A 24,553-nucleotide genomic window follows, 5' to 3' on the forward strand; every position below is an offset into this window, starting at 1 on the left:
TTCTAAAAGGCAGCAAGATTAATCAGCACTGGATAATAGAAAAAGCTTCTGTCTCTGATCGGAACAACGTTCCTACGGAGAAGCAGAAGCTTTTTTTATTCGATATGTCAGAGATTATCCAAACAGTTTTGCGGCATGACGCTGCTCATACGCTGTAATCTCATCATCATGTTGCAATGTCAGACCGATATCATCCAGACCTTGCAGCAAGAATTGACGACGATGTTCATCCAGATCAAAATCGATATGCAGTCCGTGTGCATCGGTAATCGTTTTGTTTTCCAGATTAACATTCAGTTCATAGCCTTCATGAGCAGCTGTACGCTGGAACAGATCTTCTACTTGCTCTTCAGACAATTTAATTGGCAGGATGCCGTTTTTGAAACAGTTGTTATAGAAGATATCTGCAAAAGATGGTGCGATGACACAACGGAATCCATAGTCCATAATTGCCCAAGGTGCATGCTCACGGGATGAGCCGCAGCCGAAGTTTGCACGGGAAATCAGAATGGATGCTCCTTCATAACGGGATTTGTTCATTTCGAAGGAAGGATTGTTATTCCCCTCTTCATCGAAACGCCATTCGTAGAACAAAAATTGTCCAAATCCTGTACGTTCAATCCGCTTCAAAAATTGTTTTGGAATGATCGCGTCTGTATCTACATTGACCCGGTCTACCGGTGCAACGATGCCTTGCAGTGTTTTAAATTCTTCCATGTGATCCGTTCTCCCTTCTGTCCGTTACCTGTTAGATAACTGCTTCCGTTTTGAAATTCCAGTCACGTACGTCAACGAAGTGACCTTTAACCGCTGCTGCTGCAGCCATTGCCGGAGATACCAGGTGGGTACGTCCTCCGCGTCCTTGACGTCCTTCAAAGTTACGGTTGGATGTTGATGCACAACGTTGTCCTGGTTTCAATACATCCGGGTTCATTGCAAGACACATGCTGCATCCTGCATCACGCCATTCAAATCCTGCTTCCGTGAAGATTTTGTCCAAACCTTCTTTTTCGGCTTGAATTTTAACACGGCCTGAGCCAGGAACTACGATTGCCGTAACATTGCTGGACACGGTATGGCCTTTGGCAACCTTGGCTGCCGCACGCAGATCCTCAATCCGTCCATTCGTACAAGAACCGATAAATACATAGTCTACAGGAATTTCAGAAATCGGCGTTCCAGGTGTAAGACCCATATATTCAAGCGCCTTTTCAGCTGCTTTACGTTCATTTTCAGTTGGCAGTTCTGCCGGTACAGGCACTTTGGATGAGATATCCGTTCCCATGCCCGGGCTGGTACCCCAAGTTACTTGCGGAATCAGGGACTCCACATCGATCTCTACAACACGATCAAACTCGGCACCTTCGTCTGTAACAAGCTCTTTCCAAGCTGCAACAGCTTCATCAAACTTGGCATCAGCAGGTACATATTCACGTCCACGCAGATACTCAAATGTTGTTTCATCCGGAGCGATCATGCCTGCTCTTGCTCCACCTTCAATAGACATGTTGCATACGGTCATACGCTCTTCCATGCTGAGTTCACGGATCGATTCGCCCGTATACTCAATAACATAACCTGTTGCAAAGTCTGTGCCATATTTGGCAATCACTGCGAGGATCATGTCTTTTGCTGTTACGCCCGGATTACGCTTCCCGACGAAGCGAACCTCCATCGTTTTTGCTTTTGCTTGCTGCAAACATTGAGTAGCCATGACATGCTCTACTTCACTGGTTCCGATTCCGAATGCCAGTGCACCAAATGCACCATGTGTGGACGTATGGCTGTCACCGCAAACAATGGTTTTACCCGGGTGAGTCAGACCAAGTTCTGGTCCCATAACGTGTACAACACCTTGATCGATCGTATCCAGATCATACAATTTTACGCCAAAGTCACGGCAGTTTTGAGAGAGTGTATCAATTTGTTGCTTGGAAATCGGATCTGTAATGTTGAAACGATCCTTGGTAGGAACGTTGTGATCCATTGTCGCAAACGTTAGTTCCGGGCGACGTACCTTGCGTCCTGACAAACGCAAGCCTTCAAAAGCCTGTGGAGAAGTAACCTCATGCACCAGGTGCAGGTCGATATACAGAATGCTCGGTTTTCCTTCTTCCTGATGAATTACGTGATTTTCCCAAATTTTCTCAAACATCGTTTTTTTACTCATCATTTTCACCTCATCATAAGTTCGGTCCTTGGAAGAGCCTCTGTTTTTGTCTAAACCGTGAAGCTCTTGAATGACATAAATATATCACCCTGTCCTTCATTGTTCCAAGATATAATATCTATAGATGTAATAGGTTTGACCTATAATGAGTTAAACGACAATAAACCACTGTATCCACAGCGGCTCTTAATTGATAACAATTATCATTATCATATACAACTTATACTACGTTGCTTCACCGCGAGTGTCAATGCTTTTTCTATATATTCATAACAGAAAACTGATTTATTTATCCATGATGATATAATGGTGGCATAACGAAAGGAATGACATGTGCTTATGGAATTCAGACAACTTCAATATACGCTGCAGATTGCTGCAGAACGGAATTTTTCCCGGGCGGCAGAGAAACTTCATATTGCTCAGCCTTCGCTTAGTCAGCAATTGTCTAAACTTGAGAAAGAGCTTGGCGTTCTGCTCTTTCAGCGTAATACCAGCACGGTAGAGTTAACTCATGCTGGGGTCACCTTTGTGGAGCAAGCCCAAAAGATTGTGGATGCTGTGGAATTGCTTAGACAGGAAATGTCAGATATCTCCCAGCTGCGTAAAGGTAAAGTCGTTGTGGGCAGTATGCCGATCACCGGGTCCCACCTTCTGCCGCATGTACTCCCCGCATACCAGCAAGCCTATCCGGATATCGAAGTAACGCTGCTTGAAGACGCAGGACTAACACTGGAAAAGCTGACAGCCAGCGGCAAAGCTGATCTCAGCCTACTCTCATTGCCTTTGCAGGAACCAAGCCTGTCATATGTTGCAATCGGCGAAGAGCGAATTGATCTGGCGGTACCTCCTCATCACCCCCTTGCCGTCAGAGGGAATCCGGATCATCCGATCCCTGTGCATATGGAGGAGCTTCGGGACGAGTCGTTTGTTGTACTGAAAAAAGGACAGGGCTTCCGCAAACTGACCTTTGATCTGTGCGAGCAGGCTGGATTCGATCCGAGAGTCGTATTTGAGAGCAATAATATAGAAACCGTGCAATCCCTTGTAGCTACAGGCATGGGCATTACCCTTGTTCCACGCTTTATTGCCAGGGCACCACGCAGTGAGTTTGTACCTGTCTATGTACCACTTGCAGAACCTGTCCCAAGTCGCACTCTCGTCGTCGCTTACCGTCAGGGACGTGTACTGTCCAAAGCGGCAGAAGCTTTTATTGACACGTTTAAACGGACGGTTGCCATGCTTTCCGAAGGAGACAATGAGAATCCTGCCTCTGTAAATTAGTCATTTCGAAGTAACAAAATAAACAAAGGCTTGACCCATGTGGGCCAAGCCTTTGTTCTATACTCTTCTCCCGCATAAGCAGGATCAAGTTCTTGCATGAAATCGCAGTACATCGTTACATCACAATGTTGCTGATATCATGATCTAAAGTTAACGTAGAAACGTACATAAGAGATAATCATGTCATGTTGTTTATTTTCGCAAATTACGTTCACTCGTCAGCCTGTTCTGTTGATTGACCAGTCGGCCTTCGTCCTGAACGGTTTGTTCAGGCGGTGATAGCCCTCCTGCTCCATTCTCTAAGAATGGCCTCAAGTGATCTTCCCTTGTGTTTTCCTGTTCCAGTCTCCTGAGCGTATCTTTCACATGGTTGTCCATTGATTGATCATCCTCCTTGGTGACGGGATAGTTATCATTACCCGCCTGCTGGAAGAATAAACACTTTACTGGAATTATTTTTTTTATTATTTTGCACCAAAATAAATACCAGGTCTGCGGTCTTCAAAGACAGGAATGCGTCCCCGCACTTCATCAACAAGGGAAGGGCGAATCAGTCCGGTCACGATCTCTTCCCCTTCTCCTCCCTCAGCCACAATTTCGCCCCAAGGATCAATAATAAGAGAGTGTCCAAAAAATTCGGTGTCTCCCCCTTTACCGACCCGGTTGCACGCAATCACATACATCTGATTTTCAATAGCGCGTGCTGTCAGCAGTGTGCGCCAGTGGTGCAAACGTGGATTCGGCCATTCTGCAGGTACGATCAATGCTCTGGCCCCATTCAATGCAAGCGTGCGGGCTAGTTCTGGAAAACGGATATCATAACAGATGGACGCCCCCGCTGTCAGACCATTCTCCAGTTCGAAAATTTCAGGTTCAGCTCCTGGCTGCAAATATTTCTCCTCATCCATCAGGCGGAACAGATGCAATTTATCATAACGTGTAACCTGCTTTCCTTCCCTGTTGTAGGCATACATGGTATTAAAAATTTGTCCATTTCGCTTCTCTGCTATGGATCCACCGACAATTGAAATCTGGTGCTTCTCGGCAAATGCCGATAACCACTCCCTTGATTTTTGCCCATCCGGGTCTGCGAGCTCATGGATTTGTTCCAATGCGTAACCTGTATTCCACATTTCCGGCAGCACGGCCAGCCCCAGATCCGGATATTGTTCCACTGCTTGCTCAAGCAGAGTCTGCATATGTTTATGATTGGCCTCAGGATTACCAAGCTGAATGTCACCCTGAATCAGGGCAACACGCATTTCCCCCAATTGTTGTTTTGTCATGACGTGCACTCCTCCGAACTGTAATACCTGTTATCATAGCTTGATCCGCGCGAAGCCCGCAACAACGTTTTGATTAAGCTTATTTATGAGTTTAATGGCTGCTAGTGTACGATTATAGAAGATGGGCCAGTTCGTTTAAGCAATTCAGGGAACAGGCTCTGCAATCTGAAGTACGATAAAGCATCTCCTATATTCCACACCTGTTCATCCAACGTGTACATTTTTCCTTTTTTTACGGCAGGCAGCTCCTTCCATTCATCACTTTCAAAAAGCTTCTCCGTTGCTGCCCTGGCTGCATCACTCTCTGGCATCATGACAAAGATATGGTCACCCGCATACTGGCTTATCGACTCTGTTGAAATCTCCTTGTAGGCTCTCCCTGCTGCTAGAGCTTCCTGCACTTTGCTTACAGGCACAAACCCCTGCGGGTGATACAGAAACGGAGCCAGTCCGATATTGCCCATGACAAACAAGCGGGCACCTCGATGATGCACAAGCACTGAAGCCGTTTCGCCAAGCTGAATCCATGGTCTTATGCTGCTCCACATCTCCTCAGTTCTCCTATGATAAGATGCAATCCATGTCTCTGCATCCAGCTCCATGCCAAACCAGCTTCCCACTTTGAGGATGCGCTCTTCCAGGTTCGCATGGGAATTGTATATCAAAGTAGGAGCAATACGGGAAAGCCGCTGGTATAACTGTTCATTCGTGCTATCCAGCAAAATCAGATCCGGCTGCTTCTGCACGGTCCATTCCAAATCAATGGAAGGTAACACATCATACGCTTTGCCATCAAGCACGGGAAGCCCTAACGCAAGTAAGTCCCCTGCCGAATCTCCATAGAATAGAATCCGCTCAGGGTGTCCAGGAATGTTTACTTCATGTCCAGCCCAATCTTGAACAAGCGTATGTCGTTGAAGAGATCGATCATACTGCCGGGGAGCCAGTCCGGTGTGCTGCCTGAAGCGTCTGCTGAAATAGTACTCATCCCGGAAACCTACACGACCCGCAATATCGCGCAGAGGTTCATCGGAAAGGGACAGCCATTCCTTAGCCTGTTCAATGCGTACATGGTTCAGGTATTCAAGAGGCTTGCGGCCTGTAATTTGCCTAAACAAAGCTGTAAACTGAGCTGGTCGAAGATTCGCGAGCCGCGCTAATTTCTGTACACTTATATCCTGAGCGTAATGCTCGTCCACGTATTGAATCGTGCTCTGTACTCTGACATCCGGGCTTTGCTCAGTTTTGGGGAGTGTATAGCGGGACACCACTAGTTCCATCAATTTTTGAAAATGTACATTCAATCGGCTATACTCTGCATCCGTTTGATAGAGGCTAGCCGATTCCAACAAATCCAGCATGCTGAATAACGCGCCGGGTGAAAAGTCATTCATCTGGTCCCTCTCTTCAAATAAAGAACGTGTGTAAAGTTCCGGATCCCCTGTTACCATGTGCACGGCATCATAATGAAGCACCGTATATCTCAGCTCACCAGAACGGTTATGCTCCAGCTGATAATTCTCTCCTGGTGCCATGGGGTATATCTTGCCTGAAATAAATGGATGTAACTCAGATCCGATATATATGCGGCCTTCGCCCTGTTCACAGAACAGCAGCGTATGCCGTTCACAGCTGACTTCAAGCATAACCTGTTCAGAAGGTTCGATATGACGACTAATATGAACATATCGGAACAGGAATGCGGAGAAAAATAGGGGATTACCATTTGCGATCATTTGCTGCACTTCCGTTTCACCTCATACTTACTCTGAATGAGAATGGTTATCATTAATGTATTCTGATTATACGCCGTAAAGCCTCATTATTCCAGCATATATACAAAAGACACTTATACACGATCAAAAACGTTAATAAGAGCCCTCAACGATACGTTGAAGGCCCTGTTCAGGATAAGAACTGGTCTTTTATTGAATCATCTGTTTCGGCAATTCCTGCAGAAGCCACTCTCTTGATGTAGCATCGCTCGATGCTTTGACGATATCAAAACGATAAACCTTGCCCTCCTTGACCGCAGGCAGATTATTCCATACTACACTATTCATCAATTCTTCTGTCGATTGCTGTGCCGCTTGATCTACTGCATTCAATATAAATATGCGGTCTCCAGCGAACTCTGCCATTTTTTCCTGTGATATCTCAACAAATCCTACTTCTTCATCCAGTACCTTTTGAATTTCAGGGGTTGGCTTCATACCACCAGGTCCGTACAACAGCTGGGGCAATCCTGCACCCGCCATCACGAACAATCGATTACCTGGATACATGGTAAATACCGATGCGGTTTCGTCTTCCTTCAGCCCATTTGCACGCAGCTGATTCCACATTTCCTCTGTTGCCTTGGCATGTGCAGCAAGCCAGTCTTCAGCCTCCTGTTTTTTGCCGAGCAAATCTCCCAAGAATCGCATCCGTTCTTCGAGTGGCCAGAAGGAGTTGAACGTCACCGTCGGAGCAACTTTTGAAATCTGATCGTATTGCGTTTCATCATCATTCGAGAAAATGATCAGGTCAGGTTTAAGTGATAGCGATTTTTCAACACTGATTGGAAAACCAACATCTTCTGCATCTGCCACCTGATCATCGAATACCGTACCTTCATTTTTAAGAATACCTACAGGAACGACCCCGAGAGCCAATAGATCCCCGGTAACCTCGCCGTGGTATATGACACGCTGCGGATAGGTCGGAACTTCCACTTCGTGCCCGGTCCAGTCTTTAAATATTTTCGTTTCATTCTTGTTGTCTGCCTCTGCCACCTCTTCTTGCCCGGTGTTCTCTGCTGCTGCCTGCGAGTCATTGGATGTTGCCGCAGCAGTTGTCTCTCCGTCACCTGAACCGTTAGTGGACGAATTGCCGCAAGCAAGCAGCAGTAGGGATAACGCTCCAATCATGAATGTTGTGCTCATCACACGAAAGCCGCTTTGTTTCATTTTTTATTTCCCCCTAGATAGATAAACGTTTTCTTAATGATATTGATTATCATTATCGTAAAAGATCATAAGATAAAGGATCTTCTTCGACAATGGACAAAACCGAATCTGGTCAATTGGGTTTTGTACAAAAACCCATTTACACGGTAGACAAAAAGACTTCAAATCACTTATCCCCTCTATACAGCTCGGGATTAGCGTGATAAATTAATGAATACTATTCCCATTTTTATGAACCGGAGTGATGAAATTAATGAGTAATCTACAGCAAAATTCGGGTCGTTCTGCCTTTGATATACCTACCTCAGACGTCATGACACAGCTGCCAACGCAATTTTTTGCAACACTCGTGCAAAATGTTAACCGTGAAATCGCAAGTGGTCACGACGTGATTAATCTTGGTCAGGGGAACCCGGACACTCCTACACCACCGCATATCGTAAAAACACTGCAAGAGTCTGCCGAAAATCCGCTTTATCATAAATATTCACCTTTTAGTGGACATGTCTTCCTGAAGGAAGCCATCGCCAAACGTTATAAAGAAGATTATAACGTTGACCTTGATCCCGAGACTGAAGTTGCCATTTTGTTTGGCGGGAAAACGGGGCTTGTACAGCTGCCGCAAGTGCTGCTTAATCCCGGGGACGCATGTCTCGTTCCTGATCCGGGTTATCCGGATTACTGGTCCGGGGTCGCTCTTGCCAAAGCGCATATGTCCTTTATGCCTCTTTTGGAGTCGAATGCATTCCTTCCTGATTATGAGGCTATCTTGGATGAAGTTCGCGATAAGGCCAAGCTGATGTATTTAAACTATCCCAACAATCCAACATCCGCGACTGCCCCGCTGTCATTCTATGAAGATACCGTTGAATTCGCGATACGGAACAAGATTGTCGTTGCCAGCGACTTCGCATATGGTGCGATTGGGTTTGACGGACATCGTCCGGTCAGTTTCCTGCAGGCGCCTGGGGCCAAGGAAGTCGGAATTGAATTCTATACGTTATCCAAAACTTACAATATGGCAGGCTGGCGGGTTGGATTCGCCCTTGGGAATGCGGAGATCATCTCCAAAATCAATCTGCTGCAGGATCACATTTATGTTAGCCTATTCGGCGGCATTCAGGCAGCGGCAGCTGCTGCCCTGACTTCCTCCCAACAATGTGTTACCGATCTGGTCGCCCGGTATGAATCCCGCCGTAATGCATTATATGAAGCACTTTCCTCCATTGGATGGCAGGCTTCGAAGCCTGGGGGTTCTTTCTTCAGCTGGCTGCCTGTTCCTTCCGGGTTTACCTCAGCCGAATTTGCAGATTTACTGCTTCGTGAAGCCAAAGTCGCTGTGGCACCGGGTATCGGGTTTGGTACACATGGAGAAGGCTACGTCCGCGCTGGTTTGCTGAGTGACGAGAAACGATTGGAGGAAGCTGCCAGAAGGATTGGCAAGCTGAACTTGTTTAAGTAATTAAAGGCCGCATACCCCTTTGCATCTGCCAAGTTTCCATGGTATGTTATTAACAAATATCGAACGAAACGTGATGACGGGACCAGTACGAGAGAACAAGCCGCGCCCAGAGAGTAAATTCCACCGGGCTGCAAGAATTTACCGCGGCTTCTCTCCGAAACCTACCCCTGAGCGGCCTGTTTATGCAGGACAGTGCCTTCTGTTACAGGGCGAGAGCCGGATGATGCAATCATCAATAAAGGTGGTACCGCGGAAGTAACAAACTTTCGTCCTTTTTACAACAAAGGACGGGAGTTTTTTTTGTACCTGGATAACGGTCCATTGGTATCTCATTCATTATGTTTAAGGAAGTGAAAGCATGTCTTCACGAATAGTAGTCAAGATTGGGAGCAGTTCTCTTACCACCGAGGAAGGCGGCCTTGACCGCAGTTCCATATCATTTTACGCCAGTGAGATCGCTTCGCTCTATGAACAGGGCCATGAAGTTCTCCTGGTCACTTCTGGAGCCGTTGCTGCCGGATTCCGTGAAATTGGTTACCCTCAACGTCCCAAAATGCTGCATGAGAAACAAGCGGCAGCCGCAGTGGGTCAGGCATTGTTGATGCAGGCATATCAACAGGCTTTTGCAGCGCACCGCGTTACTACAGCACAAATTCTGCTAACCAGAACCGATTTCCACAGTCGGAAACGGATGGGGAACGCAGGCATGACCGTGGAAGAGCTGCTCAGACAACGCGTCATTCCCATTTTCAACGAAAATGATACGGTTTCAGTAGACGAGTTGAAATTCGGGGATAACGATCTGCTCTCTGCGCTCGTTGCCAATTTGGTGAAAGCCCAGCATCTTGTTATTCTCACGGATACCAACGGACTCTATACGGCAGATCCCCGCAAGGATCCGAGTGCTGTGCGTTATGATCGAATCCCTGAAATTACAGAAGAAATCTATGCGTATGCCGGAGGTTCAGGTTCATCGGTTGGTACAGGTGGCATGCGGTCCAAAGTCGATGCAGCCAAAGTGGCAACACGAGGAGGCGTGCCTGTCTTTGTGGGCAGCGTCAAGGAACCCGGAGACTTGCAAAACGCGGTGGAGGGCTGTGGCAAGGGGACCTATTTTGAAACTCGTCTGGCCGCACTCTCCCGCAAGAAACAATGGTTAGGCTTCATGTCAACACCTCTCGGTACAGTTGTCGTGGATGCTGGTGCCGAAGAAGCTCTTGTTCACGGCGGTCACAGTCTACTGCCTGTAGGAGTCAAACGGGTGCTTGGCACATTCCACGCAGGTGACGTTGTCGAGGTCATTGGGTTGGACGAAACACTGCTTGGCCGAGGCATTGTCAATTATGATGATGATCAGCTTCGCCTTATCGCAGGTTTGCCAAGCGGAGAAGTCATGAAGACACTGAATGCCATCCATCGGCTTGAAGTCATCCATCGAGACGAGTGGATTACGTTAAAATAACAAGTAATTGTATTGAACTGGATAGGGACATGAACTTGCATAAATGAAGGAGGAATTTCAGATGAGTGAAGTAAGACAAAAAGCCAGCAAAGCTCAATCGACTGTTCCACAGTTAAACCGTTTGAGTACAGAACAGAAAAATAAAGCCTTGCTCGCCATGGCGGATGCGCTTATTACGGAATCGGAATCCATTATTACGGCCAATGCGGAAGATCTCGAACGTGGCAGAGAACAAGGGACGCCAGAATCCATGCTTGATCGTCTCGCTTTGAACAAAGAGCGTATCGCGGGAATTGCGGAGGGATTGCGTCAGATTGTTGAACTCCCAGATCCTGTTGGTGAAGTACTGGAGTCATTTACGCGTCCAGATGGACTTCACATTAAAAAATTGAGAGTGCCAATTGGCCTGATTGGCATCATCTATGAGGCACGTCCTAACGTTACGGTTGATGCAGCAGGGCTATGCCTCAAGACTGGCAATGCCGTTCTGCTGCGCGGGGGTTCTTCTGCCCTCTCTTCCAATCGTCGTATTGTGGAAGTACTCCACCAGGCATTAGCCAAAACAGACATGCCGCCGGATGCCTTGCAGCTCGTGGAAGACGCTAACCGCTCTTCCGTCGATGAAATGCTCAAGCTGAATGGGCTACTGGACGTCATTATTCCAAGAGGCGGTGCTTCACTGATTCGCAACGTGGTGGCCAATGCAACGGTACCTGTCATCGAAACAGGTGCAGGCATCTGCCATACGTATGTGGATGAAACGGCAGATCCGGTCATGGCAGCAGAAATTGCGATCAACGCAAAAGCACAGCGCCCATCCGTATGTAATTCCATGGAAACCCTGCTCCTTCATGCTGCTTATGCAGAACAGCATTTGCCTGCCTTGGCCGAACAATTCCGTGAAGCGAATGTTGTATTAAAGGGTTGTGACACGACTCGTCGTCTGGTCCGTACTGCCCTTCCCGTGACGGCAGAAGACTACGGTACAGAGTATAATGATTATATTTTGAATATACGAGTTGTGCAGGGCCTGGATGAAGCCATGCAGCACATTGCAACTTATGGCACCAAACATTCCGAATGCATTGTCACCCGTGATACAGCACATGCGGAACGCTTTTTGCATGACGTGGATGCTGCAGCAGTTTATCACAATGCTTCCACACGCTTCACGGACGGATTCGAGTTCGGTTATGGAGCCGAAATAGGAATAAGCACACAGAAGCTGCATGCTCGTGGTCCAATGGGACTGCCTGCCCTTACTTCTACCAAATACCGCGTTACCGGCAATGGACAAATTCGGAAATAATATCGCAGCTACAGCCATATAGGAGGAACGATAACCATGAGTCAAGAACAACAGACGTTATTACAACAAAAGATTACTTTCCACGGAGCAGGTGCCATGGCAGAAGCCATTGTGCGCGGACTGATCTCCCGCCTCGTTGTACGCCCGCAGGATATTACGATGCTGAACCGGAGCAACCAGAAACGTCAGGAAGAGCTGAGTACTCGTTATGCCGTTCGCACAGGAACAGCCTCCCAATCATCGGAAGTGCTCTCCGCTTCTCCCGTTATTGTACTTGCCATGAAACCAAAAGACGCTGCGGCAGCTCTTCGTGAGCTTGGTCCCCTCCTGTCACCGGACCAGCTTATTGTCTCTGTCATCGCCGGATTATCCATCCGAACGATGCAAACACTTCTCGGCCGCAAACAACCGATCGCTCGATCCATGCCGAATACATCCAGTACGATTGGACTTGGTGCAACAGGACTTGCCTTCTCCGCCGAAATTACAGATGAGCAGCGCAGTACGGTTATGACGATGTTTGAAGCTGTGGGCATTGTCACCATTGTTCCGGAAGAGAAACTGGAAGTGCTCACGGGTATTTCCGGAAGCGGCCCGGCTTATGTATACTATTTGATGGAAGCCATGATTGCCGCGGGGATCCGTGGCGGACTGTCCAGCCAGCAATCCCGCGACCTGACTGTTCAAACTGTACTTGGTGCGGCGAGAATGGTTCAGCAAACGGGAGCGGAACCCATGAAGCTTCGCAGTGATGTTACCTCACCTGGAGGCGCCACACAGGCAGCACTCAAAACACTGGATGAGGGCGATTTCTTTGAAAACGTGATTGCAGCCGTCAACCGCTGCGCAGAGCGCTCACGGGAGATGGGAGCTGCTTTGGAAGGAGATTTACGATGAACAACATGTGTACTGCCACATATCGTCTGCATGATGATCGTGCAGATTTCCGCAAAAAGGCGGAATCCATAGCAGTCGGCATGACTGTCGGCAGTTGGACTGAATTGCCGCAAGCCAAGCGTGAAGCCATGCAGAAACATCTTGGCGAAGTGATTAGCGTAGAAGTACATGAACATGAGGGTATGGCTTCAGGAGAACGATATGCAGATATTACGATCGGATATCCTGATGTAAACTTCAGCCGCGATATTCCGGCTCTGCTCGTCACTGTCTTCGGCAAAATCTCGATGGATGGCCGGATCAAGCTGACAAGACTGGGCTTCTCGGACGGATTCCTTAGTGCATTCCCTGGTCCCAAATTCGGATTGAATGGGGTTCGTGATCTGCTTGGTGTTCATGATCGTCCTTTGTTAATGAGCATATTCAAATCGGTCATTGGTCTGGATGCGGATGAACTGCGCGAACAGTTTATCCGTCAGGCTCTTGGCGGAGTTGATCTGATCAAGGATGACGAAATTCTGTTTGAGAACAAGCTGACACCTATCGAGAAAAGAGTCGAGGTTTGCATGAAGGCTGCTGAGCAGGCCCGGCAGGAGACTGGCAAGAAATTGCTCTATGCCGCCAACCTGACCGGCCCAACTTCGCGTTTGAAGAAGCAGGCTGAACGAGCGATTGATGCGGGTGCCAATGCCCTTTTGTTTAACGTTTTGTCGTACGGATATGACGTTCTGCATGAGCTTACAAGCGATCCTGACATTAACGTGCCAATTATGGCGCATCCTGCCCTTGCTGGCGCACTGTACCCTTCACCGCATTACGGGATATCCGCTTCGGTGCTGCTGGGTCAGCTGATGCGTCTTGCCGGAGCGGATCTCGTTCTTTTCCCTTCGCCTTACGGATCGGTGACCATGCCAAAAGAAGAGAATATGGCCATTACGGAGCAGCTGCTCTCCAAAGAACTCCCGGTCAGAACCAGCATGCCAGTTCCATCCGCTGGGATTCACCCAGGTCTTGTACCCTTAATTCTCCGTGATTTTGGCACGGATGTTATCGTGAACGCCGGTGGAGGTATCCACGGACATCCAATGGGTACTGAGGCGGGTGGACGTGCATTCTTGCAAGCCATCGAAGCGGCACAGCGCGGAATTCCGCTCGCAGAGTATGCATCTGAGCACCCCGAGTTGAAAAGTGCCCTGGACCTGTGGGGTGGAGAACGATGAGAAGTGATAAGAAAACGGTCATTTTCTGTGATTTTGATGGTACGATTACCCTCTCGGACAATATTGTGGCGATCATGAAGCACTTTAAGCCTGAAGGTTTTGAGGCGATCATGAAAGATACGGTGGATCAAAACATTACCCTGCGTGAAGGCGTCGGGGCCATGTTCGCTCTGCTGCCTGCATCGCAAAAGGATGAAATTGTTGAATTTGTGCTTGGACAAGCGGGCATCCGCGAGGGATTTGGCGAGTTTCTGGAATATGTTCGGAACGAAGGCATTGAATTCAATGTGACCAGTGGCGGTATGGACTTTTTTATCGAACCACTGCTTGCACCCTTTAACATTCCACAAGATCACGTCTATTGTAACGGAGCAGACTTTACAGGGGAATTCATCCGCATTGAATGGCCTAATCCATGTCAGTCCCCTTGTGAGAACGGCTGTGGTATGTGTAAAACGACGGTAATCCGCACATTCCCGGAAGAACAATATAATCGGATTCTGATCGGAGACAGTCTAACCGATTTTGAAGGTGCCAAAATTGCCGATCTGGTGTACTCCCGTTCCATTCTGACGGACAAGTGCATAGAACTTGGTGTAGACCATGTGCCCTTTGCTACCTTTTACGATATTATGGAAGACATGAAACAGAAGCAAACACAAGGAGTGCTGTAAAGATGGGTTTTGAAAAGATTACATTGGAACACAAACGTCAGGTGCTGGAGGAACTTGCTGATATTAAAGCCCTCTTTGCCAGTCGCAACTGGTTCCCTGGAACAAGCGGTAACCTGTCGATGCGTGTGGGAGAGTTTGATCCCGAGCAATTTTATTTTGCCGTTACGGCTTCAGGCAAGGATAAATCGCTTCGCACGCCGGAAGATTTCCTGTTTGTGGACAAGCATGGCAAAGCGATCGAAACAACAACTTTGAAACCAAGTGCAGAAACACTGATTCACTGTGAAATCTATCGGTTGACTGGCTGCGGGGCTGTATTCCATGTACACACTGTATTCAACAATCTGATCAGCGAGTTCTTTGGCGCAGAAGGTCATGTTCCGATCCAAGGCATCGAGCTGATCAAGGCTTTTAACATTTGGGAAGAAAATGCCGAGATTCGTGTGCCTGTACTGCCTAACTTTGCTGATATTCCATCCATTGCCGAACTGGTTCCAGGTGTACTTGACTTAAAAGTGCCGGGAATTTTACTGCGCAATCACGGCATTTATGCCTGGGGCAAAGATGCATTTGAAGCCAAAAGGCATCTAGAAGCGTTTGAGTTTTTGTTCGAAGTGATGTATCGTCAGCTGCTGCTGAAAGGTATTTCGAAATAGCCATCATTTCCTCACTGTTATTCAGGACCAAAAATCAAAAACACACTATGACTGATTGTTCAGCTCATAGCGTGTTTTTTTGACTTTGGGGCTCCTACAAGCCCAAAATTTTCCTTAATTTAATTATCCCGATCCTTGAACAGGAACAGATTTGCCGAATCGTCATCTTTTCCGTTTAGTCCGCTATGCTGCGCAATTGGACGCTGCTTGCCAAAGAGCAGCTTCAATCCGCCAAAAATAAGCAATAGCGAAACGATCACCGTGTTCACATAAGAACGGATTTCATACGTCATAAACAGATTAGGGAACATTTCGTTCAGTTGTGGAATGACAAGCCGGATTGCCAGATAATACACGCCAAGTGCTGCAATGCCGAATCCAATCAGACGCTGATGTCTAGCCCAATCCTTAAATATCGGTTGATCCGTAAGCGGTTCCCGGCCATAGCGGCTTGAACACTGCAGCCCATCAAAGAAGCTGTAGAACCAAACGAGCGGAATCATGAACAGAAAAACGGACAAATGCAGCAGGTCCAAAATATAAATGCTGCCAAGGAACAGGAACATTAATTGCATTCCTCGCTTCTGAAGACCCAGGTACAGATGACCTGCCCCTGGAAAAGCCGACAAGAGGGTAGCTAACACCTTGCTGCGTCGTCCGGATGCTCTGCCCATTTCCAATTCTTCGAACAACGTACGGTCCTGCAAGACTTCACCTGCCTGCTTTCGATGTGCATGCTGCACAGCGTCAAACATGCAGTAAACCCAAATGACTGGCAGAATAAGCAGAAACATCAGAAAGGTCTCTTCATTGGTAATGGATGCAACAAAGACCATCATCGCGAAAGAACCAAAGAATGCGATCAAAAAGGATAGTCCCCGATGCAGCAGCCCCAGATGAAGATGTCCCAGACCTGGGATGAATGACAGTAAAATGGTAAAGAATCGTTCACCTTCACTGCCTTTGCGATACACGGGTTGGCCGTATGTACCCTCAGGAATACCATAGCCACCTGCAGAATGCTGACGCATCTCTTCCCCATTCATTGGCTCCATAACGCCATTTGGATCCGGATAGCCCTGTTCATATGGACCTCCTGGATATGGACCATATTGAGCTTCGTAGCCCCTGTAATGAGCATTACGTGCAGAAGGGGTACGCAGCAGAACAATGATGATGTCCAGCATGTTGATGCACCAGAAGAAAAAGGCAGCCATTGCTCCGAATATCATCAGGTCCCGCTCATCCCCAATTACTGCCAACATGAACGCACCTATCAAAGAGCCAAACACGAGTAATGGGTAAATCATCGCCTTAGCGGTTCGACCCCAATAGAGAAAACCAAGACCCGGGATCACATTTAATAAAAATGCAAATATTTTGTTGCGATCTGATTGCACAGTCGTCATCCTTTCTTTTCAGGCAATGCTATGATTTATGGTTTAGGCTTGAAGTTATCCAGCCAATTGGTGGCGGCTTCCGTCCATTTTTGTGTAAAAGATCCCCGCTGCTCGCCGTCATTGAACTTGTGATAGGGCGCTACCTTATCAAACACTCCGGAGGAGAGAAAGATTAGCGTCAGGCAAGCCGCTACAGCATAATGAAAAACCTTGTGCTCCAGCCAGCGTCTGCTTCGGCCTGAACGTGATTTGCGCTTGCTTCCTGACTGGTTCAGATCCGTAATACGCTCCATGATGGAATCCGCAAAGTGGGCCGGGTTCTCCAGCTGTGGCCATGTTTGATGAATCCCCATCGCTTCCAGATAGTTATCCAGGGCTTCCGGACCTTCAATGATAGCCTTTTCCATGTTTACAGCTTGGTCACCGGTAACTCGTCCTTCAATATAATCCGTCCAGTCCTGCACACTGTACATCTCGTTTTTACTCACGCCACTCATCCTCCTTCCAATGACTTCTGATCCACTGCCGGGCACGGTACAAACGGGATTCCACGGTTTTGACAGCCACCTGGGCATCATGTGCGATCTGCTCATAATTTTTTTCGCTTAAATAATACGCAGTAATAATGTCCCTATGCTGGGCAGGCAGTTGATTAATTCGTTCACGCAGGGTTTCCTTGCGCTCTTCCCGAACGAGCCGGGCCAAAATATCTTCCTCGCTTCCAGGCAGGTTGATTATTCGTTCTTCTCCACCCAGATCTTCACTGCTTCGCCGGCCTAACTTGCGTTTTGCATCAATGGCTTTGTGAAAGGCAATTCGGGTAAGCCATGTTTTGAAGCCTTCGGAACGGTACTCGGGGAGAGATTTATACATCTGAATGAACGCCTCCTGAGCTGCATCCTGCGCCTCCTGATCGTTCCTGAGTACGGAATATGCCACATGATATACATGCTGGCTGTACTTATCGATCAACAAGCGAAACTTGGATGCATCCCCTTGACGGATTTGTTCGATTAAGCGCGCTTCATCAATGACTCTCCCCTCCTCTCCACTACAATAGACGACAACGTTCTGGGCTGCCCCTGCGTATTTATTTAAATTTTTTAAAATTCTTATCATAACAGTGCCTGAATAGATGATGAGTTCATCAATCACTTCATTGTAGACATCCTTATTTCCTTCGAGCATCAAAAAACAGGCTCAGAATGTTTCTGGCCTGTTCCTTGATTTTCCTTTGCACTCAGACTAGCGTCCACCGCTGCGAAAACGCTGCGTGTATGCCTTCGCGTCCTGAACATTCTTCACCCGGTTGCGGCTCCACTCCAGCAAAATGCGGTCAATATAGCGGAAATGTACTTTACCGGCAAATACCGCCTCCTTCAGGGCCATCAATATCAGTTCTTCCTGATAACGGTCCTGATCCAGCCAGCTGGAGATCGTTTCGCATTCCATGGGTGAAAGCGGGCGACCAAATTCTTTCTCGAAGATGGAAAACATATTACGTTCTTCCTCTTCTATTTGAACACTGTTCGAATTAGGACGTGCTGTCATGCTCATTTGCTGCTGCCTTGCAGCTGCTGCATCTTCAGCAACACATGTTGCGAGTTTGGCATATAACCCATGCAGATCGTAACGCTCATACTGAATATCCCGCTCTTCGTCCCGATGCTCATCAATAGATATATACCCATCCCTCATCAACCGTTGGAGCATTCGGGCAATGCCTTCGGGGGCAAGTCCCATTCGTCCCGCCAGCTCTTCCAGGGTAGGAAACTCATTGAATTCTGCCTGACGGTAGCCGAGCAATTGAATCAGCAAAAGCACTTCGGCATCTGATAATCCGAGTTGGTGATAAAAACGCAACAAAGCATACGGGAGCTGTGCTGTCCCAGATGTTAACCCGTAAGCTACGCCACTGAGCCACGCTTTGGAGCCGGTTTCTTCCATAGACTCGCGATTAATCATTAAGGGTACAGACGGTAGAGCATACGCGGGAATGCAATTGTCTCACGTACATGATCCAACCCGCAGATCCATGCTACTGTCCGCTCCAATCCCAGACCGAATCCGGAGTGAGGTACTGATCCGTATTTACGCAGATCCAGGTACCATTGATATGCTTCGTCTGACAACTTGTGCTCTTCAAAGCGTTGCTGCATCAACTCGGGATCATCGATACGTTGAGATCCGCCAATGATTTCACCGTAACCCTCTGGTGCGATCATGTCAGCGCAGAGAACCACTTCTGGACGATTCGGGTCCGGTTTCATGTAAAATGCCTTGATGCCAGCCGGGTAATGCGTAATAAATACAGGCGTATTATACTTCTCCGCAATCGCTGTCTCGTGAGGAGCACCGAAATCTTCACCCCAAGGAATATCGAAGCCTTGTCCATTCAAGAACTCAATCGCCTCATCATACGTAATACGCGGGAATGGAGCTACGATCCCTTCCAGTTTGGATACGTCACGCCCGATGGATTCCAGTTCGGCACGGCAGTTTTTCACGACAGACTGAACCACGTGTGCAATGAACTTCTCTTGTACTCGCAAACTTTCTTCGTGATCCACAAATGCCATTTCCGGCTCAATCATCCAGAACTCGATCAGATGGCGGCGAGTTTTGGATTTTTCGGCACGGAATGTTGGTCCGAAGGAATATACTTTACCCAGCGCCATTGCCGCAGCTTCCATATACAATTGGCCACTTTGAGTAAGATAAGCATCCTCATCAAAGTATTTGATGTGGAACAGGTTGGTGGTTCCCTCAGCGGATGAAGGTGTCAGAATCGGAGGGTCAACCTGAGTGAATCCGTTACCATCAAAAAACTGCTGAACTGCACGGATGATCTCTGCACGAATCACCATAACAGCACGCTGCTTCGTAGAACGCAGCCATAGATGACGATGATCCATCAAGAAGTCCACACCATGCTCTTTCGGTGTAATCGGATAGTTTTCAGTCAAATGAATGATCTCCACGCCCGTAACCGTCATTTCATATCCGGATGCGCTGCGCGGTTCTTCACGAATAATTCCTGTTACATACAAGGAACTTTCTTGCGTGAGGCTTTTGGCATCATTCCATACCTCTTCGCTAACTTCACTCTTTACGACAACCCCTTGAATATATCCGGTTCCATCGCGCAGCTGCAAAAATTGAATTTTGCCGCTGGAACGTTTGTTATTAATCCAGGCACCGATCTTCACGGTTTCGCCCACATGCTCATTCACATTACGAATTACACAATCCGTACTCATGCCCATATCTCCCCTTGGTTCCTAAATTTGAAAATGCAGCGGGCAGGCGTTCGCCTGTCCCCTGCACTTCCTTGACATGCTATATTCACTTTACAATTAGATTACTTAGAATTCAATACGATTCGGTGTGTATCACGTGCAATCACCAATTCTTCATTGGTAGGTACAACGAGAACCTCAACCTTGGAGTTTGCTGTTGTGATTCGGCGTGGTTCGCCGGAACGGATGGCATTGAGAGCTTCATCCACTTCCACACCCAGGTAAGTAAGCTGTTCGCATACTTTTTGACGAAGAACGACGGAGTTCTCGCCCACACCTGCTGTAAATACAATCACGTCCACACCGTTCATTGCTGCCGCATACGAACCGATGTATTTACGCAAACGATATTCGTACATTTCGAATGCAAGGGTGGAGTTCGCATCACCGTTCTCCATTCCTTCCGTAATCTCACGCATGTCACTGCTGATGCCGGAGATGGCAAGCAGTCCGCTATGTTTGTTCAACATGGAGTTCACTTCGCTTACGCTCAGTTCTTCCTTGTTCATTACGTAAGGTACGATGGCCGGGTCAAGGTCACCACTGCGCGTTCCCATCATCAGACCTTCAAGCGGAGTCATACCCATGGATGTATCCACGGATACGCCACCTTTTACTGCCGTTACGCTACCACCGTTACCCACGTGGCAAGTGATGATTTTAAGATCTTCTACTGGACGGCCTAAATATTCCGCTGCAGTCTTGCTTACGTAGTCATGGGAAGTACCATGGGCACCGTAACGACGCACTTTGTATTTTTTGTACAGTACACGCGGAATCGCATAGAGATATGCTTTCTCAGGCATCGTCTGATGGAATGCTGTATCAAATACCATGACCTGAGGTACACCTGGCATATTGAGTTCAGCCGCACGAATACCCATCATTGCTGCTGGGTTGTGAAGTGGTGCCAAATCGAACAAGCGGCGAATTTCAGCCTTCGCTGCATCGTCAACCAGTGCGGATTCCTTGAAGGCTTCCCCGCCGTGAACGACGCGGTGTCCAACAGCCTGAATCTCATCGACTGAACCGAGCACGCCATTTTCTTTATCTGTCAAAATATCGATAACTTTACGAATTGCCGTTGTATGCTCCAGAATTTCACTGACTTCTGTAACATCCTCACGGCCAGTCGGTTTGTGCGTAAGAATGGAGGAATCCATCCCGATCCGTTCAACCAGTCCTTTAGCGAGTACGGACTCATCCGTCATGTCATACAATTGATATTTAAGCGAGGAGCTCCCCGCGTTGATTACTAGTATTTTCACAGCCGGTCACCATCCTTGTCGTACTTGAAGAATCCTTCGCCCGTCTTAACTCCGAGATGTCCTGCACGTACCATTTTCTTCAATACGGTAGAAGGACGATATTTCAGCTCTCCGAATTCACGGAACATTCTTTCCAGTGCAGCTTCAACGGAATCTAATCCAAAACGGTCAGCCATTTCAAGTGGGCCATGTTGGAAGTTGTATCCGATACGCATTGCATCATCGATATCTTCAGCAGAAGCCACGCCCTCTTGAAGGACATGAAGAGCTTCATTGATCAACAGGCAGATCAGTCTGGACGTAACAAATCCCGGTGATTCGTAGATCATTACACCTTTTTTGTCTACAACCTCTTCCACAAATCTTCTTGTTTCCTCGAAAGTGGAATCGGATGTTTTCAAACCACGAATAATTTCTACAAGGTCAACCCGGGAAACCGGGTGAATAAAGTGCATACCAATAACACGCTCTGGGTATTTGGTCGAGCTTGCAAGCTCGGTCAAACTCAGCGTGGATGTGTTACTTGCAAGAATAACGTTGCTTGGGCAAACTTGATCCAATTGGCTAAATACCGCCTTTTTGGCTTCCAGGTCTTCCGAGATCGTTTCGATAACCATATCGCAAGATCCCAGTTCTGCCAGATGAGCTACTTTGGTAATACGGGATAAAATCAATTTTTTCTCGGCTTTGGTAATAGCCCATTTCTCTAATTGCTTATCGAGGTTTGTTTCAATCATGTCATATGCATGGTTAAGCTTCTCCGCCGTGTGCTCCACCAGAAGCACATCAAGTCCTTTGGCTGCAAGCATTTGGGAAATGCCTTGTCCCATGGTGCCGCCGCCGACAACTCCTATTTTTTTAAAAAACATGGTTCTGCTCCATCCTTTCGGTTCTCTATTTCTCTATTGTACCCTGTTCGCCGAAAATTACAAATTTCGACCCAACATATAATAATATCTTAGCACGAGTGAAAAGTAAAAAAAAATAACCGGCATAAATAAATTATGCCGGTAAAAGGGCGCTGTCACGAAATTGACAACGAAATTGCTCCCCAGACAAAACTTCTTCTCTCATCAGCGTATCCAATGAATTGTCGAATATTGTCCGTTGTTCTTCGAGCAGACGTTTGGTCTGATCCATCAGATCCTGCAATATCATTTTATTTTCGCGCATGAGCTCTTCTGTTGTAACCATATCCATGTTGACAATACCAAGCGAGGTCAGACCCGAAGCCATCATGGTCTGTACAACATTGGTCGCCTGTTCAAAGTCATTGCGTGAACCGGTACTGCGACCACCATAGTACATTTCTTCAGCTGCTGCACCGCCAAGTGCAATCATGATCTGTTCTTCCAGAAAACGCTTGGTGTAAAGGAATTGCTCCTGCTGCGGATTGTGACGCACATAACCGAGTGCCTGTCCACGCGGGCTGAGAGCAACCTGGCTAACGCTGCCAGGACGTACGAGCTCTGCCATGATGGCATGTCCCAATTCATGAATGGCTACCCGTTTTTTCTCTTCGACACTGGATTCACGATCTGTCTTCTCACCCATCATGACTTTATCAATCGCCAGAGACAAGTGGCGCTGTTCAATGTTGAGCAGTCCATCTCTCATGGCGTAGATTGCTGCTTCATTCATGACACTTTCCAGCTGGGCACCTGAGAAGCCGTAGGATTCCTCTGCTGTTTTCTCCAGGCTTACCCCTTCCATAAGAGGTTTATTTACCGCATGGAGCTCTAAAATATGTTTTCTGCCCTTCTTGTCAGGCAGGTCCACCTGGATATGACGGTCAAAACGTCCCGGACGAGTTAAGGCGCTGTCCAGCATTTCCTTACGGTTTGTTGCCGCAATTACGAGAATGCGAGGTGTATCGGATGTATAAATTCCGTCCATTTCCGTCAAAAGCTGATTGAGCGTCTGGTCATACTCACGCTGTTGACCGCCTTCACGTTTACCACCAATAACATCAATCTCATCGATAAAGATAATGGCGTTCTCTTTGTTTTCTTTGGCTGCACGTGTTCTAGCATCACGAAACAAATCACGGATTCTTCCTGCACCTACGCCGACGTACATTTCTACAAACTCACTGCCTGAAGCGGCAACGAATACGGAATCTGTATAATGTGCAGCTGCTTTGGCCATCAGGGTTTTCCCTGTTCCCGGAGGGCCCGTAAGCAGGATACCCTTCAATGGACGAATACCGAACTTCTGAATTTCTTCATGTTTGATGAGAAAATCAAGAGCTTCCCGCAGCTCCTGCTTGGCACTATCCTGGCCGCCAATTTCCTCAAACGTCAGTTTGGATGGTCCTTTTTTCTTGCGCTTACGTTCCTGACCCGCTCCAACCGTAATGCCTCCACGCATCTGCATCATAAGCAGCAATCCGCCCACAACCGCTGCTGCGATCAGAATTGGAAAGATATTCACACCAATAAAAGCAAGAAAGATAATCAACACGGGGACAAAACCAATGGCAACTTCCTTCGTCCATTTAGGCATTAGGCCACACTCCTATCTGGCCGGGTACACGCGGCAGAATAATAAACTTGCTGGCATCTCCGTCTCTAAGACTTACATATACGTTATTGTCATCCATGGCTGTATTCACTTGAATACCATTGGTCGCCATCTTGGATAATGTTGGTGTTATTTCGGTATACTGCTTGTTCTCCATCGCCTGAGCAACGGTAAACATCGCATCGCCCCACCAGTTCTCCAGGGCTTCGTTCGAATGATCAACGACATCAAGTTTCAATGAGCGAGAGCCGATCAGGGTCTGTCCTTCTTTCTGAATATATTGAACCAATCTGCCCAAATCTACATTTGGCTGCAAATCAAGTTTCAATTGTACATCATTGCGGTTAATAGTTAACTGAACATCATTAACCCCTTCATACTGGGTTACCATTTTTTCAATCGGATTCTGCATGGCCACCTGACGATACACAAACCAACCTCCAAACAACACAACGGCTGAAATGACGGCAGTTAAAGCAATAGGCAATACTTTTAACTTCAAGTGAGTTTCCCCTCCCAAATTTTTGGCCCATCCCTATAGCTTATAGGCATAATATGAATTGTGTACGAATGACCTGTGATGTGCCCAACAGGTTTTATTCCTGTTTGATGTAACCTTGAATACATATTTGAGTATATCACATCGTATATACAATTTCGAAGGCGAAAATATGAATAAATTATTAATTTTAACT

The 24,553-nt window shown here is 47.4% G+C and carries 23 protein-coding genes; 8 read left to right on the plus strand and 15 right to left on the minus strand.

Annotation, left to right across the window (positions count from 1 at the left end; translation table 11 throughout):
• Window positions 1-114 precede the first annotated feature (114 nt).
• Both leuD and leuC read right to left on the minus strand, forming a co-directional pair.
• Window positions 115-717 carry a 3-isopropylmalate dehydratase small subunit gene (leuD, locus tag MHB82_RS19455; RefSeq protein ID WP_095292742.1) on the minus strand — a complete coding sequence of 201 codons (603 nt, stop codon included), beginning with the start codon at window positions 715-717 and terminating at the stop codon, window positions 115-117.
• A 31-nt stretch (window positions 718-748) separates the two neighbouring features.
• Window positions 749-2,170 carry a 3-isopropylmalate dehydratase large subunit gene (gene leuC / locus MHB82_RS19460; protein ID WP_095361878.1) on the minus strand — a complete coding sequence of 474 codons (1,422 nt, stop codon included), beginning with the start codon at window positions 2,168-2,170 and terminating at the stop codon, window positions 749-751.
• A 339-nt stretch (window positions 2,171-2,509) separates the two neighbouring features.
• Here leuC and MHB82_RS19465 point away from each other — a divergent pair, with 339 nt between their 5' ends.
• Window positions 2,510-3,454: a LysR family transcriptional regulator gene (locus tag MHB82_RS19465; RefSeq protein WP_095361879.1), complete on the plus strand. Its 945-nt coding sequence runs from the start codon at window positions 2,510-2,512 to the stop codon at window positions 3,452-3,454.
• A gap of 192 nt (window positions 3,455-3,646) precedes the next feature.
• Here the strand turns inward: MHB82_RS19465 and MHB82_RS19470 are convergent, their stop codons facing one another.
• The 4 genes from MHB82_RS19470 to MHB82_RS19485 form a co-directional block, all read right to left on the minus strand.
• Window positions 3,647-3,832, minus strand: a complete 186-nt coding sequence (locus MHB82_RS19470) for a hypothetical protein (RefSeq protein ID WP_095361880.1) — start codon at window positions 3,830-3,832, stop codon at window positions 3,647-3,649.
• A gap of 86 nt (window positions 3,833-3,918) precedes the next feature.
• Window positions 3,919-4,740 carry a carbon-nitrogen family hydrolase gene (locus MHB82_RS19475; RefSeq protein ID WP_110758946.1) on the minus strand — a complete coding sequence of 274 codons (822 nt, stop codon included), beginning with the start codon at window positions 4,738-4,740 and terminating at the stop codon, window positions 3,919-3,921.
• Window positions 4,741-4,841: 101 nt separating this feature from the next.
• Window positions 4,842-6,476, minus strand: a complete 1,635-nt coding sequence (locus MHB82_RS19480; protein WP_341176669.1) for an AraC family transcriptional regulator — start codon at window positions 6,474-6,476, stop codon at window positions 4,842-4,844.
• Between the two features lie 189 nt (window positions 6,477-6,665).
• Window positions 6,666-7,688 (minus strand): ABC transporter substrate-binding protein, encoded by a 1,023-nt coding sequence (locus tag MHB82_RS19485; protein WP_341175647.1) that lies wholly within the window; start codon window positions 7,686-7,688, stop codon window positions 6,666-6,668.
• Between the two features lie 253 nt (window positions 7,689-7,941).
• Between MHB82_RS19485 and MHB82_RS19490 the strand changes: the two genes are divergently transcribed.
• From MHB82_RS19490 to mtnB, 7 genes are all read left to right on the plus strand, one after another.
• Entirely contained in the window at window positions 7,942-9,150 is a 1,209-nt protein-coding gene (locus MHB82_RS19490; protein WP_341175648.1) for a pyridoxal phosphate-dependent aminotransferase, read from the plus strand.
• Between the two features lie 358 nt (window positions 9,151-9,508).
• Window positions 9,509-10,612, plus strand: a complete 1,104-nt coding sequence (gene proB / locus MHB82_RS19495) for a glutamate 5-kinase (protein WP_095361885.1) — start codon at window positions 9,509-9,511, stop codon at window positions 10,610-10,612.
• Window positions 10,613-10,673: 61 nt separating this feature from the next.
• A complete protein-coding gene (locus MHB82_RS19500; RefSeq protein WP_341175649.1) occupies window positions 10,674-11,921 on the plus strand; it encodes a glutamate-5-semialdehyde dehydrogenase in 1,248 nt (415 codons plus the stop codon).
• Window positions 11,922-11,957: 36 nt separating this feature from the next.
• The gene (proC, locus tag MHB82_RS19505) at window positions 11,958-12,818 is read left to right on the plus strand and encodes a pyrroline-5-carboxylate reductase (protein WP_176476216.1); all 861 of its coding nucleotides are present in this window, start codon (window positions 11,958-11,960) and stop codon (window positions 12,816-12,818) included.
• On the plus strand, window positions 12,815-14,038 hold the full coding sequence (locus MHB82_RS19510; protein WP_341175650.1) for a 2,3-diketo-5-methylthiopentyl-1-phosphate enolase: 1,224 nt from the start codon (window positions 12,815-12,817) through the stop codon (window positions 14,036-14,038). Before proC ends, MHB82_RS19510 begins: the two co-directional genes overlap by 4 nt.
• Entirely contained in the window at window positions 14,035-14,712 is a 678-nt protein-coding gene (locus MHB82_RS19515) for a 2-hydroxy-3-keto-5-methylthiopentenyl-1-phosphate phosphatase (RefSeq protein WP_341175651.1), read from the plus strand. Before MHB82_RS19510 ends, MHB82_RS19515 begins: the two co-directional genes overlap by 4 nt.
• 2 nt (window positions 14,713-14,714) lie before the next feature.
• Window positions 14,715-15,368, plus strand: a complete 654-nt coding sequence (gene mtnB / locus MHB82_RS19520) for a methylthioribulose 1-phosphate dehydratase (protein ID WP_095361889.1) — start codon at window positions 14,715-14,717, stop codon at window positions 15,366-15,368.
• Window positions 15,369-15,487: 119 nt separating this feature from the next.
• Here the strand turns inward: mtnB and MHB82_RS19525 are convergent, their stop codons facing one another.
• From MHB82_RS19525 to MHB82_RS19565, 9 genes are all read right to left on the minus strand, one after another.
• The gene (locus MHB82_RS19525) at window positions 15,488-16,777 is read right to left on the minus strand and encodes a multi-tm2 domain protein (RefSeq protein ID WP_110758960.1); all 1,290 of its coding nucleotides are present in this window, start codon (window positions 16,775-16,777) and stop codon (window positions 15,488-15,490) included.
• A 26-nt stretch (window positions 16,778-16,803) separates the two neighbouring features.
• Window positions 16,804-17,256 (minus strand): hypothetical protein, encoded by a 453-nt coding sequence (locus MHB82_RS19530; RefSeq protein WP_341175652.1) that lies wholly within the window; start codon window positions 17,254-17,256, stop codon window positions 16,804-16,806.
• Window positions 17,249-17,887 (minus strand): RNA polymerase sigma factor, encoded by a 639-nt coding sequence (locus MHB82_RS19535; protein WP_336780760.1) that lies wholly within the window; start codon window positions 17,885-17,887, stop codon window positions 17,249-17,251. Before MHB82_RS19535 ends, MHB82_RS19530 begins: the two co-directional genes overlap by 8 nt.
• Window positions 17,888-18,013: 126 nt before the next feature.
• Window positions 18,014-18,715: a DnaD domain protein gene (locus MHB82_RS19540; protein WP_110758966.1), complete on the minus strand. Its 702-nt coding sequence runs from the start codon at window positions 18,713-18,715 to the stop codon at window positions 18,014-18,016.
• A gap of 17 nt (window positions 18,716-18,732) precedes the next feature.
• Window positions 18,733-20,028, minus strand: a complete 1,296-nt coding sequence (gene asnS, locus MHB82_RS19545) for an asparagine--tRNA ligase (protein WP_095292784.1) — start codon at window positions 20,026-20,028, stop codon at window positions 18,733-18,735.
• A 101-nt stretch (window positions 20,029-20,129) separates the two neighbouring features.
• On the minus strand, window positions 20,130-21,335 hold the full coding sequence (locus MHB82_RS19550) for an acetate/propionate family kinase (protein ID WP_095361895.1): 1,206 nt from the start codon (window positions 21,333-21,335) through the stop codon (window positions 20,130-20,132).
• Window positions 21,332-22,204, minus strand: a complete 873-nt coding sequence (locus MHB82_RS19555; RefSeq protein WP_095361896.1) for a 3-hydroxyacyl-CoA dehydrogenase family protein — start codon at window positions 22,202-22,204, stop codon at window positions 21,332-21,334. Before MHB82_RS19555 ends, MHB82_RS19550 begins: the two co-directional genes overlap by 4 nt.
• Before the next feature lie 133 nt (window positions 22,205-22,337).
• Window positions 22,338-23,840, minus strand: coding sequence for an AAA family ATPase (locus MHB82_RS19560; RefSeq protein WP_095361897.1), 1,503 nt, complete (start codon window positions 23,838-23,840; stop codon window positions 22,338-22,340).
• Window positions 23,833-24,360: a hypothetical protein gene (locus tag MHB82_RS19565; RefSeq protein ID WP_095292793.1), complete on the minus strand. Its 528-nt coding sequence runs from the start codon at window positions 24,358-24,360 to the stop codon at window positions 23,833-23,835. Before MHB82_RS19565 ends, MHB82_RS19560 begins: the two co-directional genes overlap by 8 nt.
• Window positions 24,361-24,553: the final 193 nt, after the last annotated feature.

The organism is Paenibacillus sp. FSL K6-2862 (genome assembly GCF_038005125.1).
Taxonomy (GTDB): domain Bacteria; phylum Bacillota; class Bacilli; order Paenibacillales; family Paenibacillaceae; genus Paenibacillus; species Paenibacillus illinoisensis_A.

Excerpts from the sequence above, each read along its gene's own strand:
- leuD (WP_095292742.1), bottom strand. The coding sequence starts at position 717 with ATGGAAGAATTTAAAACACTGCAAGGCATCGTTGCACCGGTAGACCGG.
- leuC (WP_095361878.1), bottom strand. The coding sequence starts at position 2,170 with ATGAGTAAAAAAACGATGTTTGAGAAAATTTGGGAAAATCACGTAATT.
- MHB82_RS19465 (WP_095361879.1), top strand. The coding sequence starts at position 2,510 with ATGGAATTCAGACAACTTCAATATACGCTGCAGATTGCTGCAGAACGG.
- MHB82_RS19470 (WP_095361880.1), bottom strand. The coding sequence starts at position 3,832 with ATGGACAACCATGTGAAAGATACGCTCAGGAGACTGGAACAGGAAAAC.
- MHB82_RS19475 (WP_110758946.1), bottom strand. The coding sequence starts at position 4,740 with ATGACAAAACAACAATTGGGGGAAATGCGTGTTGCCCTGATTCAGGGT.
- MHB82_RS19480 (WP_341176669.1), bottom strand. The coding sequence starts at position 6,476 with ATGATCGCAAATGGTAATCCCCTATTTTTCTCCGCATTCCTGTTCCGA.
- MHB82_RS19485 (WP_341175647.1), bottom strand. The coding sequence starts at position 7,688 with ATGAAACAAAGCGGCTTTCGTGTGATGAGCACAACATTCATGATTGGA.
- MHB82_RS19490 (WP_341175648.1), top strand. The coding sequence starts at position 7,942 with ATGAGTAATCTACAGCAAAATTCGGGTCGTTCTGCCTTTGATATACCT.
- proB (WP_095361885.1), top strand. The coding sequence starts at position 9,509 with ATGTCTTCACGAATAGTAGTCAAGATTGGGAGCAGTTCTCTTACCACC.
- MHB82_RS19500 (WP_341175649.1), top strand. The coding sequence starts at position 10,674 with ATGAGTGAAGTAAGACAAAAAGCCAGCAAAGCTCAATCGACTGTTCCA.
- proC (WP_176476216.1), top strand. The coding sequence starts at position 11,958 with ATGAGTCAAGAACAACAGACGTTATTACAACAAAAGATTACTTTCCAC.
- MHB82_RS19510 (WP_341175650.1), top strand. The coding sequence starts at position 12,815 with ATGAACAACATGTGTACTGCCACATATCGTCTGCATGATGATCGTGCA.
- MHB82_RS19515 (WP_341175651.1), top strand. The coding sequence starts at position 14,035 with ATGAGAAGTGATAAGAAAACGGTCATTTTCTGTGATTTTGATGGTACG.
- mtnB (WP_095361889.1), top strand. The coding sequence starts at position 14,715 with ATGGGTTTTGAAAAGATTACATTGGAACACAAACGTCAGGTGCTGGAG.
- MHB82_RS19525 (WP_110758960.1), bottom strand. The coding sequence starts at position 16,777 with ATGACGACTGTGCAATCAGATCGCAACAAAATATTTGCATTTTTATTA.
- MHB82_RS19535 (WP_336780760.1), bottom strand. The coding sequence starts at position 17,887 with ATGATAAGAATTTTAAAAAATTTAAATAAATACGCAGGGGCAGCCCAG.
- MHB82_RS19540 (WP_110758966.1), bottom strand. The coding sequence starts at position 18,715 with ATGGAAGAAACCGGCTCCAAAGCGTGGCTCAGTGGCGTAGCTTACGGG.
- asnS (WP_095292784.1), bottom strand. The coding sequence starts at position 20,028 with ATGAGTACGGATTGTGTAATTCGTAATGTGAATGAGCATGTGGGCGAA.
- MHB82_RS19555 (WP_095361896.1), bottom strand. The coding sequence starts at position 22,204 with ATGTTTTTTAAAAAAATAGGAGTTGTCGGCGGCGGCACCATGGGACAA.
- MHB82_RS19560 (WP_095361897.1), bottom strand. The coding sequence starts at position 23,840 with ATGCCTAAATGGACGAAGGAAGTTGCCATTGGTTTTGTCCCCGTGTTG.